The organism is Methylophaga sp. UBA3603 (assembly GCF_002375335.1).
Classification (GTDB): domain Bacteria; phylum Pseudomonadota; class Gammaproteobacteria; order Nitrosococcales; family Methylophagaceae; genus Methylophaga.
In genome coordinates this window covers 200,619-213,258 of record NZ_DFMC01000006.1, presented here as the reverse complement: position 1 = coordinate 213,258, position 12,640 = coordinate 200,619, and the positions used below count along the sequence as shown (strand labels likewise).

The following is a 12,640-nucleotide window of genomic DNA, read 5'->3' as shown; positions in this document are numbered from 1 at the left end:
TTACTCTGACTTAAACTTCAGTATGTGGAGTAAGTCATGCACAAATATATTGTTCATCTCGTTGGTATCAACGATACCTATTCTTCTGACATATCTTCACACACTCTACACGGGCAACAGTTCAGATGGATAATGCTTTCTGGAACTCAGCTGATGAAAACCGATGACATGTTAAGCTCAAAAAATCATGTCCTTTCGATCGGTCGATAATCAGCTATGAATTTACGTTTGGCAGGATTTATCTTTCTTTGCAGTAACAATTTCTGGTTGGGGGGCGTTCAGGCTCAGGTTCCCTACACCGTTACTGAAGGCAATAAACTGGATTCACAAACCTATCAAGGCTATTTGCTTTATCGAAACTGGTGTGCCCGTTGTCATGGCACTTTCGCCCAGGGACTGGCTGGCCCCAATTTAGCGAAAAGTCTTAAACAGACCTCAAAAGACGAATTCATGCAGGTATTGGTCAAAGGTAAAAATGGTCGTATCGGCATCATGCCTGGATTTAATGATAATCCCCAGGTCATCAATGGCAGAGAGCAACTTTATAATTATTTACGCGCCCGGGCAGACAATGCTATTGGCCCGGTGCAACCTGAGCAGGGATCAAAATGATACATTCACCCCAAACCTGCAGTTTGCTATTATCCACTTATAACAAGCACACTAAAATTAAGGTTATTACATGAAATTTTCCTGGTATCTGTTACTTCTGATGCTAACGTTACCTTTATCTGGTTACACCGACCATTTGCCGCCTGAAGCAGAGGCGGGAACCAGTATTAACGATATCGCCCTACCGCTGACCAAAAAAACTGCCGCAGAATTAGCTCAGGTTGAAACCGGTGGACGGGTTTTATCGGTAGATCAGGAACAATATCAAAACCATACAATTTTCCGCGTCAAAGTCCTGCATGTTGATGGTAAGGTGAAAACCTACCGCCTGGATCGGCAAACCGGATATCAAATGCAATAGCTATGCGTGTTTTATTAATTGAAGATGAACCTCACCTGCGCGAACAGATCGGTCAGCATTTACGTCAACATCAACTTACTGTAGATATGAGTGCAGACGGTGAAGAAGGCTTATTCCTCGGCTCTGAATATCCGTATGACGTTGCTGTTATTGATTTGGGGCTACCTAAACTTTCCGGAATCGAGGTCATCAAACAGCTTCGCGAACAAAACATCACTTTTCCCATTTTGATCCTGACTGCTCGCGGTCGCTGGCAAGATAAAGTCGAAGGGCTTGAAGCCGGTGCCGATGATTATCTGGTCAAACCCTTTCATTTTGAAGAATTACTGGCGCGTTTAAATGCGCTGGCGCGTCGTGCTGCAGGCTGGTCAAATTCCACTATGCGTTGTGGACCGGTAGAACTCAATCCAGCTTCTCAGCAAGTAACGGTTAATCAGTCGGCAATTGAATTAACTGCATTTGAATACCGTCTATTACATTATCTGATGCTGCACGCTGGAGAAGTTATTTCCAAAACTGAACTGACGGATCACATATATGAACAGGATCAGGATCGCGACAGCAATGTCATAGAAGTATTTGTCAAAAGGCTGAGAAATAAACTGGATCCGGATAAATCAATAAATCCGATAGAAACATTACGAGGCCGGGGTTATCGGCTGACGCTGCCTCGTGAATAAACTCAACTTATCACTGACCAATCGACAGCTGATTGCCGTTACGCTGGTATTAAGTGCGTTTCTGGGTATCTCGGCTTTCAGTTTATTTAATGCCTTTGCTGGAAGCGCCGAAACAGCCCAGAAACAACGTTTATTAAATTATGTTTATACCCTGCTGACTGCTGCTGAAATCAGCCATGACGGTAAGTTACATATGCAGGAAAGTCTGGCTGAACCAAAATTTTCTATTCCCAATTCAGGTCTTTACGCACAAATTACCAGTGGTAATAAAATTGTCTGGCAATCCCCTTCGGCTATTGGTTTATTTTTGGCTCTTCCCTATCATCCTGGCCCTTCAGAACAGTTATATAGTCAGATTAATCTTGATAATGGCATGAAGTTACAGAATCTCGCATTTGGGATTGTTTGGGAAAATGACGATGGTGAACATTTTGATTACACCATTAATGTTTCTGAAGATCAGCATATGCTGGAAGCACAGATAGATGAGTTTCAGTTAAACCTCTGGTACTGGCTCGGTGGAACCGGATTGATGTTGTTAATTGCCCAATGGTTAATCTTGCGTTGGAGTTTACAACCGCTACATAAAGCAGCAGCTGATTTACACGCTATTGAAGCGGGAAAACAACAACGTCTGGGTGATGACTATCCCAGCGAGTTACAACAGCTCACCCGAAATATTAATAACCTGTTGGATCACGAACAATCTCGTCGACAACGCTATAAAAATTCACTCGCGGATCTGGCGCATAGCCTGAAAACCCCCTTGGCTTTATTACGTTCTGAACTGGAAAGCTGTGATGATGTAACCGCCTGTAAATTGACCGGTGAGGAACAGTTGGATCGCATTAATGCTCTCGTCGATTATCAATTGCAACGTGCTGCCACTGAAGGCAAAAGTAACTTACTGGCGCCGGTTTCGATTGGAGAAATCATCACTAAATTGATGAATTCACTAAAAAAAGTCTACCAAAGTAAAAATATCCATACGCAATGCGAAATTGAACGAGATGCCATGCTGCATGCTGACGAAGGCGATATGTACGAGTTACTCGGCAATCTATTGGAAAACGCATTCAAATACTGCGACCAACAGGTCAATATCGTTTTACGCCAGCAAAATCGCAGAATTGTCGTGCGTATTGAAGATGATGGTCCTGGCGTTCCAGCACATGCCAGTGCAGATATCATCAAACGTGGCAGACGTATGGATACCCAGATTGAAGGTCAGGGACTGGGCTTGGCAATTGCCAGCGATATCGTCGAAGCTTATCAGGGCAAAATCAGTGTGCAGCAAAGCTATCTGGGTGGTGCATGCTTTTTAATCGAACTTATCGATCACTGATTTTGCTGTAATTGCTGCAGATATTTAAACAATAGTCGGGCAGATTTTGGCGGCTGTTGTTTGGCGGCTTCCTGCTTGGCATTCCGGACCAACTGTCTTACGTGTTGATTATCAAAATCTTCAAAATAACCGCGTAGATCTGTCACAACAGTATCGTCTTCTGCTAATAAGCGATCCCGCCAGTTTTCCAGTTGATGAAACTGGTCAGTTTGAGCCTGTTTAGGCTGCTTCAGCTGTTCCAGTTTCTGCTGTATTTCTTCATGATCCAGTCGGGCAATAATGCCACCGATATAACCGGTCTGCCGTTTTAAGGCCCCTTTACTCATGGTTTGGGCTTTAAGAACCGCTTCAGTTAAATCTTCGTCCAGCTCCAGTTTTAATAAGTCTTTTTTTGGCAGCTCTATTAAATCCTGACCTAACTTTCTTAACGCATCGAGTTCTCGTTTAATACGCGATTTACTCTTGGGAATCGAAGACCAATCAAATTCCTCATCAAGGTGATCCTGTTCAAATTCTTCATTCATTTTTTATTCACCTTGTACTGTAACGATCACACGACGCTGCTGCCGATGCGTTCTGTGTTCCCATAAATAGATTCCCTGCCAGATCCCCAAAGCACATTTTCCATTACTGACCGGTACCACCAGATCGGGATTAGTCAACACGGTACGGATATGCGCGCTCATATCATCCGGACCTTCATCCTGATGTAAAAACATGGGATCTCCATCGGGGACGATATGTTGCATGTAGGTTTCCAGATCACGTCTGACATCAGGGTCAGCATTTTCACAAATCATCAAAGAAGCACTGGTGTGTTGGACAAACACATGACAGGTTCCGGTAGTGATTCCCGAAGCAGATACAATTTTAGCCACATCATCAGTGATATTGATGGTGCTGCGGCCTTTCAATTCAAATTGTAATTGTTGTTGCAAAATCATTTTGTTCTACCTTTTTCAAAAGCAGCAAAGGTATTACCCGAATCGAGGCTCTTCCTTACTAAATCCCCTGCTCTATTCTGATCTGAAACCAATCCACAGTGCCATAAAGCCATTGCTGCTCCATAAACCAGCAAATCATAAGCCACCCCTTTTTCACCCTGCAATGCCGCAATTCCACGTTGGGCTGACTCTGCTGCTGTCAGTTGATCCAAATCAGGCATAACGCCTCGAGTCTGCTGATCAACACCAAATGCCTGAGGATCCAATGAACAGGGTTTTAATGCACCATCGATCAATAAAAAGTTATCCGAGGTTTCACGTAAGGTTGGCACAATCCCGCCTTCCAGACCACGTACGATCAATGCGCTGTCAAAGCCGCTCTGTTTGGCAAGATAAGCCAACACTGGCGGATAGGCTTTATGTACAAAGCCTATTTGTAGATGCGTTTTCTTAGCCTTAACCGGCATCACCAGCTTTTCCAATGTCGCCAGACTAGGGCGTTTAATCATCAAACGGCGTAAATCCTGTAACGCAAACAAACTGGGTGTGGTAATTGCCTGATCAAGATAGGCCCAGCCGGTATCAGCATGGTTTAGTTGTTCGGCCGCTTCAGCGACCGTCAACTGAATATTCACACCCGCTGCTTCTAACACCTGTGCATGGGTGACACCAAATTTCGGTGCCATTTGGTAAACACCTTGCGATAACGCTGGCAAACCACAAGCTGCCATTACGGCAGGTAAAAATGCCGCTATTGGACAATGGCGGCTAAAGCCATTAAACGGATCGGAAAGTAGCATCACATTATCCACATCAAGTGGATGTTGTCCGGTCTTTTCCTGGATAGCTAACAACAGCCCCAGATTTTCTTCATCGGTTTCCCGTTTCATTCGCAATGCAATCAGCATTACCGCCATTCGCACCGGATCCACTTCACCTGAGAGGATTTCCAGCATCGCTTCACGGCTTTCCTCAAGACTGAGATCTTTACTCAGATGGGGGCCGGTGGCGACTTTTTTGATGGCATCAGCAACTGCACTCATTTAATTAATCCACTGTATTAGGGTCGCTTCATCGACCACGTCAATCCCGAGAGATTGGGCTTTATTCAATTTGGAACCGGCATCTCTGCCCGCCACCACATAATCGGTTTTGGCAGAAACGCTGCCTGCTACTTTGGCACCTAACGCCAATAATTTTTCTTTGGCTTCACTACGAGACAAATTTTCTAAAGTGCCCGTCAGTACAATAGTTTTACCGGCCAACTCTGAATTGGCATACACCGGTTTTTCTTCCGGCCAATTGACCCCGGCTTCTAAAAGCCGCTGAATCACATCCAGATTGTGGGTTTGTCGGAAGAAAGTATAAATATGATGCGCAACTACTGGACCCACATCTTCAATTTCAATTAGCTCGTCTTCTTTAGCTGCCGTTAGTTTATCCAGATCAACAAAGTGTAAAGCGAGTGACCGGGCGGTTGCTTCACCGACTTCTCGAATACCTAATGCATATAAAAATCGTGCAAAACGGGTATTTTTAGCCTGTTCCAATGCATTCACCAGATTTTCGGCAGATTTTTCTCCCATACGTTCCAACGCTGAAAACTGTTCTTTGTTCAGATAAAACAAATCCGCTGGATCTTTAATCAGCTCAGCATCAACCAGTTGCTCAACCAGCTTATCGCCCAGCCCATCAATGTCCAATGCTTTGCGAGAAGCAAAATGTTTTATAGCTTCTTTGCGTTGTGCAGCACAGAATAGACCACCACTGCAACGCGCTACGGCTTCACCTTCTACCCGTTCAACCTCTGCCCCGCAAACTGGACAATGCTTTGGCATTACAAACTCGGTGGCATTGGCAGGACGCTTGTCTTTAACAACCTGAACGATTTCCGGAATCACGTCCCCTGCCCGGCGAATAATCACCGTATCGCCAATTCGTACATCCTTACGTCGGACTTCATCCTCATTATGCAGCGTGGCATTACTTACCGTAACACCACCGACAAAAACCGGTTGTAAACGTGCAACCGGGGTTAATGCACCGGTGCGGCCAACCTGAACTTCAATATCGACAACCTGAGTGCTTTCTTCCTGTGCCGGAAATTTATAGGCAATTGCCCAACGCGGTGCTCGTGAGACAAACCCCAAACGTTCCTGCAAACGGCTGTCATCGACTTTGAACACTACGCCATCAATTTCATAGGACAAACTGGCCCGACGCTCCCCAAGCCGATGCAGATACTCAAGGCATTCATCAACACCTTTCAATTGCTGGGTATCAGGAGAAACGGCTCCTCCCCATTCGCTGATGATCTGCATGGCTTCTGTATGGCTGGATGGACGTTCCATGCCTTGAAGTTCTCCAAGACCATAACAGAACAATGCTAACGGTCGACTCGCCGTTACTGAGGAATCGAGTTGTCTTAATGATCCTGCAGCAGCATTACGTGGGTTTACGAAAAGTTTTTCATTGTTGGCCAGGCGCTGTTGATTAAGCTTTTCAAAACCCGCTTTTGGCATATAGATTTCACCACGGATTTCAACTACTTGTGGAATATTCTTACCGTGAAGTTTCAATGGAACATTGCGGATGGTCCGAACATTTTCGGTGACATCTTCACCCACCGCACCATCTCCACGAGTGGCAGCCTGCAACAGTAAACCATTTTCATATCGAATACTGATGGCCAGACCATCCAGCTTGGGTTCAGCAGCATAAGTAATCACATCATCAGTATTAAGACGATCAAGAACACGCTGATTAAACGCTGTTAACTCGGCTTCATCAAACACGTTATCCAACGACAACATGGGCATCGCATGAGTCACTTGGGTAAATTTATCCAACGGAGCCGATCCCACCCGTTGTGTCGGTGAATCCGCAGTGATCAGTTCAGGATAATCGGCTTCGAGTTTTTTTAATTCAGCAAATAACCGATCATATTCGGCATCCGTTACCTCCGGATCATCCGCGCTGTAATACAGGAAGTTATAACGATTAATTAAGTCTCGAAGCTGTGCGGCTCGCTCGCTGATTTCAGGTGAAATCGTCATCAGATTTATTGCCTGCCTGCAAAGATAAATTTAATTCAAAGATTCGGTTACGCGCGGCTTCCAAATGTTTATCGGTAATCGGTTCACGTTTTTCGTCACAAAGGATGCCACCGAGATAGGCGGTCAGTTGCTGCGCGGTATCCAGCATTGAATCAAATACTGTCAGACCATTTACCGGGCCAGGAAGTCTGGCAAACATTAATAAGCCAGGAGTCTTCATTGAAATCAATTGATCAGGAAGCAAAGTACCGGGATCCAGAATATTCGCCACACTGAACAATGTCTGTCGGCGATTATTAACGGTATAACGATGATATATCTGCATATCACCGAAATGCATTTCCTGCTGTTCAAGTGCAGATTTGATTGCCCGTCCGGTAAACATTTGTGATTCGGGGGCCATAATGGTCAATGCCACCACCATTTCCCAATCGGGCGTATCGTCCTCTTCGTCAACATCGGCAAATTCGTCATCCATTTCCGAATCGTCGAATTCGTCGTTAACATCAGCCACATCTGAATCCATACGAACTTTGGGTCCGTCGGATAAATCCACAGTATCTTGCGCAAAAACTGAGTCAAATCGCGCGTGAAAATCACTATTCTCGTCGTTATCAAAACGATCCAGTTCACGCTCGAATTCCTGGGCACGCTGTTGCTGCCGGGAATGGCTATACCAGCCGCCAATAATCAGCGCCACTAAAACAACTACAGACAGGAGAATGATTTCTAACACTTAATTAAATCTGCCAACTCAGGGATAATAACGGTTTTGTTCACACTTAGAGATTACCTATGTCTACGCTACCAAGCAAACAACTGGAAACCTTCGATAACGCAGTACCGGAGCGGGATTATACCATCCACATCGAAACACCTGAATTTACTTGTCTGTGTCCGAAAACTGGTCAGCCGGATTTTGCCACGATTAAGATCGATTATGTACCGGATTTAAAATGCGTTGAACTGAAATCTCTGAAGCTTTACTTCTGGTCTTACCGTGAAGAAGGTGGTTTTCATGAAAAACTGACCAACCAGATTCTGACTGATTTAGTGGCTGCAACTGAACCCCGTTTTATGCGTGTTACCGGCATTTTCAATGTCCGTGGTGGCGTTTATACCAATGTTGTTGCCGAATATCGCAAAGAAGGTTGGGTCGCACCAACGCCTGTCCAGCTTCCATAAATATGCGCGAGAGCGCATGGATTGGCATTGATTTCGGCACCTCCGGGTGCCGGGTCTGCGCCGTAGACCAAAACGGCAATATTATTGCCCAGATTGAACAAAACCTTCCCGCAGCTCCACACCCTTACCTCTCACCCAAACAGCAGTCTCTTTATCTTTTTGAGGCGCTAAAAAGGCTGGTAAAGCAACTTCCCGCAGTTGTCATTGAATCCATTAGCATTGATGCGACTTCCGGCTCGGTAATGTTATCTGACCACCAAGGAAATCCTCTGACCGAGATGTTGATGTATAACGATCAACGTGCTTCCATGGCGAGTGAAAAAATAGCGGAAAAAGCACCTATCAATTCAGCAGCAAGTGGTCCCAGCAGCGGTTTGGCAAAATTGCTGTATTTTCAATTAACCCTGGCGTTACCTGAAAAATATTATCTGTTGCACCAGGCCGATTGGCTGGCTATTCAGCTCGGCGCGACACCCGGTATAACGGATTACAATAATGCCTTGAAGTCTGGTTTTGATGTAGTGGAAAATCACTGGCCCAGCTGGCTGGAATTAATAACGCCAATGAGCGTTTTACCAAACGTTGTTGCACCAGGTACGGTGATTGGCAAACTCTCAGAAGCCGTTATGCTAAAACTTGGGATAAACCAGTCAGCACCGCCCCTGATTAAAGCCGGAACCACTGATAGCCTGGCTGCATTTATCGCTACTGGGGCTCGCCGGGTTGGAGAAGGCGTAACATCCCTGGGTTCAACGCTGGTCTTGAAACTTATCTGTAAAAATCCGGTATTTGATGCTGAAACAGGTATTTACAGCCACAAATTAGGAAATCGCTGGTTATGTGGTGGCGCGTCTAACAGCGGTGGAGCAGTATTGAGACATTTCTTTACTGACGAGCAATTAATCACGTTAAGCCAGAAAATTGATTTAAACCAGTCTGCACCGGACTATTATCCATTGCTAACGCCGGGAGAGCGTTTTCCAGTTGCTGATCCAAACTATCCAGCAAAATTGTTACCCCGACCAGCGGAAGATCATCTATTTCTGCATGGGTTGCTGGCTGGCATTGCCAGCATAGAAAAAACAGGTTACCAATATCTGCAACAATTAAGTGCTACACCGTTAACGTCGATTCGAAGTGTTGGCGGTGGCGCTAACAATCCTGTCTGGACGAAGCTGCGTGAGTCTTTATTGCAGGTTCCATTTGAAACAGTGGAACATACTGAAGCAGCATATGGCAGTGCATTGCTTGCAAGAGATGGTCTTACATTATTCCAATAAGGTATTGAAAAAATGGGCGATTTTATCCATGGTTCGCGCTATTTATTAAGCGGTTTCAAACTTATCAATCAACCCGGCGTACGTCGCTTTGCCTATATTCCAATTCTGATAAATACCTTGTTGTTTGCTGGAGCGATCTGGCTAGGTATTAACCAGTTTGATTATTGGATGACACAATTGACACCAACCTGGTTACCGGAATGGTTATCCAATGCATTGATGTGGATTCTTTGGCCGTTGTTTGCGGTACTGATTGTATTAATTGTGTTTTTCACTTTTTCCATTCTCGCCAATATCGTTGCTGCACCATTTAATGGACTGTTGGCAGAAGCTGTGGAAAAACGTTTATCCAATCAGGCTCCACCTGAACAAACTGTCTGGCAATTAATTGCTGACACACCAAGAATGATTTTTAATGAATTACGCAAATTGGCCTATTTACTGAAATGGATGATTCCACTGTTTATTCTGTCGTGGATACCCGGACTGAATCTCATTGCTCCATTGTTATGGTTATTTTTTTCCAGCTGGACTCTGGCACTTGATTATCATGACTATCCAATGGGAAATCATTTAATGGGATTTAAGCAGCAACGAGAACTGCTCAGAACCAAGCGATCGTTGGCGTTAGGCTTTGGCATGACAACTTTGGGGGCAACAATGATCCCGGTAATAAATTTTCTGATTATTCCAGTCGCAGTGGCTGGTGCAACGGCCTTATATGTTGGGAAATTACAAAAGAACAATAAAATTGATCTTAACAATAGCTTTCCAACTAAATAAGCTTAAAAAAAAACGCCTGAAGTCATTCTTCAGGCGTTTTTTTTCAACAATTATTCAGTCTTAAATCAGACTTACTTTTTTCGCTTATTTAAAAGTCGATAATTACACCAGCATAAACCGTACGATCAATATTCGGGCGTGCACCAAAAGGTTGGCGAGCCACAATTTCTTGACGGTCAAAGACATTTTCAACTTTCAAAAATACTTCTGGCCCATCCACGAATTGATAACGACTGATCAAATCCATCGTGAATAAACCGTCTGTGCGATCAAAACGACTGTCTGATTTATTACAGCCGACATCCACACAAGTTTCATCTATGTATTTAGCCACTGCGTAATTATTCCAGCCACTGCTATGTTCTAAACCAACTCTCGCACTGAACATATTTTCAGGAATATTTTGCAGTTCTAATCCACTATCAAGTTGATCACCAGATGTGGTTTCGCCGTCAGTATAGGTGTAGGTAATATCCACGGGGATCATAAAGTTACCAGCCGCAAATAATTTACCTGCTTGAAACTCAAGACCTTTAACCTCTGCTCCACCAAGGCTAAATGAACCAGAAACAGCATCATTACTGCATTTGGAAGCGATCGAACACTGCTCGACAAAGTTACTAAAGTCAGAGTAGAAAGCGATTGCCTCACTGTAGAATGTGCCTTGATTAAAACGCACACCGAATTCATAGTTATCGCTCAAACCCGGATCAGTACCATCTTCAGCTCCGGCACTAATCGGAACCATACCTTCATGGTAACCCGCTAATACTTGCCAGTTTTCCGTCAAATCATATGTTGCTGAAATACCCGGTAAAAATTCCTGATAATCATTTTCAACTTTGCTGTTAGTCGTTACGGTTGATCGGCTTGGGTCTGTATATCGCCGAGCTTTGCTTTCAACATCTTCCATACGCAGAGACAAGTTCACTAATAACTTGTCGGTAACCTGGAAATTATCGGTGATCCACATGCTTAGTGCTTGCGCTTCCTCTAAACGATTATCGCCGCCACTCACAGTATCTGCATCGCTACTTTGAAAAACCAGTTGTCCATTAATCTGATCATAGGTATCGACTGGTTGGAAACGATCCGTTTCATCGAAGTGCTGACGAACACCAAAATTCAGATCGTGTGCACCAACCAGCCAGTTGAAATTCAGCTGTGCGCCATAAGAATCATACTCACGATTATTATTCTTGTACTGAAGACCAGCAACATCTTGTGAACCATCAAGTATTGCCTGGGCGTTAGCGTCTCCAGCATTAGCTTGATCAATTAATTTGATGTTGTTGTTATATTTAAACCAGTTACGCTTGAATTCATTATGGTACAGGGTCACTGTTGAATTAAACGTGTCGCTCCATTTGAAATTATGGGTAAGGTTCAGGCCAGTATGGTCGTTATCCATATTGTCTATTTCTGTCAGTCCGTAACGACGGTTTTCATCATTTCGGAAATCATCATCAGTTAAACCTGCATAGGTTTCATTAGAATCTTCGAAGGAACGTTGGAATTTAAATAAAACTTTATTGCGTTCATCTTCCCATGACAATTTGCCGACATAATCCTGAATTTCAAACCCACTGTCCTGTCCACTACGGTCAATATCTTTGAAACCTTCATTATTACGTTGAACAGTCTCCAATAAATAACCAAAGCCACCTTCTTTACCACCGTAATAGGCATGGGTATCAAACGAACCTTCATCACTAAGCATAAACATGGCACGGCCACGATTACTCTCCGGGATCGGCGTAGAAACCAGGTTAACGACACCACCAATAGTTTGAGGTCCATAACGTAATAATGGTGCGCCTTTTAACACTTCAATCGAATGCAAACGCATGGCTGTTGGAAAATAGTAGGCTGCTGGATTGGAATAAGGAGCTGGAGCGATCAACACACCATCTTCCATCAGCGTGATATTTTGGCTGCGTTCTGGTGCTGCAGCGCGAATACCAATATTGGGACGCAAACCTAAACCATCTTCTTCCAATATATAAATACCAGGAACAGTTTTCAGAACCTGATGAATATCTGTGGTGGCCTCAGTTGTAAGCTGATCATTATCAATATAATAAGCCGATCCCGGTAACTCACGAGCAGCTTGTTCACTACCAATAACAGTTACGGAATCTAATGATTTGACATCTTCCTCTGCTGCTACCTGTGAACCATATAGTGTTCCAAGTGCCAATGTCACCACTGAAACGATAGGTTTGAACTTGAAATTTCGCGGCTTGCGAATACCATTTGCCATATTATTTACCTTCAAAATTGCCATACGTAAAGAAATGTAAAGGCGAATGGTAATGGTTCTTATTAACCAGTCAAGAATTTTTCACATCTAAACCAGGAATTTTCGGAACAATCAGTGAGAAGATGTAATAA

The 12,640-nt window shown here is 44.1% G+C and carries 13 protein-coding genes; 7 read left to right on the top strand and 6 right to left on the bottom strand.

Annotation, left to right across the window (positions count from 1 at the left end; all coding sequences use genetic code 11):
- The first annotated feature begins 216 nt into the window (after positions 1 to 216).
- The 4 genes from B4F66_RS03435 to B4F66_RS03420 all read left to right on the top strand — a co-directional run bounded on the left by B4F66_RS03435 (position 217) and on the right by B4F66_RS03420 (position 2,998).
- Positions 217 to 612, top strand: coding sequence for a c-type cytochrome (locus B4F66_RS03435; RefSeq protein WP_292356844.1), 396 nt, complete (start codon positions 217 to 219; stop codon positions 610 to 612).
- Between the two features lie 70 nt (positions 613 to 682).
- Positions 683 to 973 carry a PepSY domain-containing protein gene (locus tag B4F66_RS03430; RefSeq protein WP_292356846.1) on the top strand — a complete coding sequence of 97 codons (291 nt, stop codon included), beginning with the start codon at positions 683 to 685 and terminating at the stop codon, positions 971 to 973.
- Positions 974 to 975: 2 nt separating this feature from the next.
- The gene (locus B4F66_RS03425; protein ID WP_292356848.1) at positions 976 to 1,653 is read left to right on the top strand and encodes a response regulator transcription factor; all 678 of its coding nucleotides are present in this window, start codon (positions 976 to 978) and stop codon (positions 1,651 to 1,653) included.
- A complete protein-coding gene (locus B4F66_RS03420; protein ID WP_292356850.1) occupies positions 1,646 to 2,998 on the top strand; it encodes an ATP-binding protein in 1,353 nt (450 codons plus the stop codon). The genes B4F66_RS03425 and B4F66_RS03420 overlap by 8 nt, the downstream gene beginning before the upstream one ends.
- Here the strand turns inward: B4F66_RS03420 and yjgA are convergent.
- Genes yjgA through B4F66_RS03395 form a run of 5 tightly spaced genes read right to left on the bottom strand, consistent with a single transcriptional unit; the run spans position 2,992 to position 7,734 of the window.
- A complete protein-coding gene (yjgA, locus tag B4F66_RS03415; RefSeq protein WP_292356852.1) occupies positions 2,992 to 3,522 on the bottom strand; it encodes a ribosome biogenesis factor YjgA in 531 nt (176 codons plus the stop codon). The two genes, B4F66_RS03420 and yjgA, sit on opposite strands and share 7 nt — an antisense overlap.
- Positions 3,523 to 3,525: 3 nt before the next feature.
- The gene (locus B4F66_RS03410; RefSeq protein ID WP_292356854.1) at positions 3,526 to 3,942 is read right to left on the bottom strand and encodes a secondary thiamine-phosphate synthase enzyme YjbQ; all 417 of its coding nucleotides are present in this window, start codon (positions 3,940 to 3,942) and stop codon (positions 3,526 to 3,528) included.
- Positions 3,939 to 4,985, bottom strand: a complete 1,047-nt coding sequence (locus B4F66_RS03405; RefSeq protein ID WP_292356856.1) for an anthranilate phosphoribosyltransferase — start codon at positions 4,983 to 4,985, stop codon at positions 3,939 to 3,941. Before B4F66_RS03405 ends, B4F66_RS03410 begins: the two co-directional genes overlap by 4 nt.
- Positions 4,986 to 6,998, bottom strand: coding sequence for an NAD-dependent DNA ligase LigA (ligA, locus tag B4F66_RS03400; protein ID WP_292356858.1), 2,013 nt, complete (start codon positions 6,996 to 6,998; stop codon positions 4,986 to 4,988).
- Entirely contained in the window at positions 6,982 to 7,734 is a 753-nt protein-coding gene (locus tag B4F66_RS03395) for a cell division protein ZipA (protein WP_292356860.1), read from the bottom strand. The genes ligA and B4F66_RS03395 overlap by 17 nt, the downstream gene beginning before the upstream one ends.
- A gap of 59 nt (positions 7,735 to 7,793) precedes the next feature.
- Here B4F66_RS03395 and queF point away from each other — a divergent pair, with 59 nt between their 5' ends.
- From queF to cysZ, 3 genes are read left to right on the top strand one after another with little or no spacing between them, the layout of a single operon-like run.
- Positions 7,794 to 8,183 carry a preQ(1) synthase gene (queF, locus tag B4F66_RS03390; protein WP_292356861.1) on the top strand — a complete coding sequence of 130 codons (390 nt, stop codon included), beginning with the start codon at positions 7,794 to 7,796 and terminating at the stop codon, positions 8,181 to 8,183.
- 2 nt (positions 8,184 to 8,185) lie between these two features.
- Complete coding sequence (locus B4F66_RS03385) at positions 8,186 to 9,463, top strand: FGGY-family carbohydrate kinase (RefSeq protein ID WP_292356863.1); 1,278 nt, start codon at positions 8,186 to 8,188, stop codon at positions 9,461 to 9,463.
- 12 nt (positions 9,464 to 9,475) lie between these two features.
- Positions 9,476 to 10,246 carry a sulfate transporter CysZ gene (gene cysZ, locus B4F66_RS03380; RefSeq protein WP_292356865.1) on the top strand — a complete coding sequence of 257 codons (771 nt, stop codon included), beginning with the start codon at positions 9,476 to 9,478 and terminating at the stop codon, positions 10,244 to 10,246.
- Positions 10,247 to 10,334: 88 nt separating this feature from the next.
- Here the strand turns inward: cysZ and B4F66_RS03375 are convergent, their stop codons facing one another.
- On the bottom strand, positions 10,335 to 12,509 hold the full coding sequence (locus tag B4F66_RS03375; protein WP_292356866.1) for a TonB-dependent receptor family protein: 2,175 nt from the start codon (positions 12,507 to 12,509) through the stop codon (positions 10,335 to 10,337).
- Positions 12,510 to 12,640: the final 131 nt, after the last annotated feature.

Coding starts and splice junctions, on each gene's coding strand:
- B4F66_RS03435 (WP_292356844.1), top strand. CDS start 217: ATGAATTTACGTTTGGCAGGATTTATCTTTCTTTGCAGTAACAATTTC.
- B4F66_RS03430 (WP_292356846.1), top strand. CDS start 683: ATGAAATTTTCCTGGTATCTGTTACTTCTGATGCTAACGTTACCTTTA.
- B4F66_RS03425 (WP_292356848.1), top strand. CDS start 976: ATGCGTGTTTTATTAATTGAAGATGAACCTCACCTGCGCGAACAGATC.
- yjgA (WP_292356852.1), bottom strand. CDS start 3,522: ATGAATGAAGAATTTGAACAGGATCACCTTGATGAGGAATTTGATTGG.
- B4F66_RS03410 (WP_292356854.1), bottom strand. CDS start 3,942: ATGATTTTGCAACAACAATTACAATTTGAATTGAAAGGCCGCAGCACC.
- B4F66_RS03405 (WP_292356856.1), bottom strand. CDS start 4,985: ATGAGTGCAGTTGCTGATGCCATCAAAAAAGTCGCCACCGGCCCCCAT.
- ligA (WP_292356858.1), bottom strand. CDS start 6,998: ATGACGATTTCACCTGAAATCAGCGAGCGAGCCGCACAGCTTCGAGAC.
- queF (WP_292356861.1), top strand. CDS start 7,794: ATGTCTACGCTACCAAGCAAACAACTGGAAACCTTCGATAACGCAGTA.
- B4F66_RS03385 (WP_292356863.1), top strand. CDS start 8,186: ATGCGCGAGAGCGCATGGATTGGCATTGATTTCGGCACCTCCGGGTGC.
- cysZ (WP_292356865.1), top strand. CDS start 9,476: ATGGGCGATTTTATCCATGGTTCGCGCTATTTATTAAGCGGTTTCAAA.
- B4F66_RS03375 (WP_292356866.1), bottom strand. CDS start 12,509: ATGGCAAATGGTATTCGCAAGCCGCGAAATTTCAAGTTCAAACCTATC.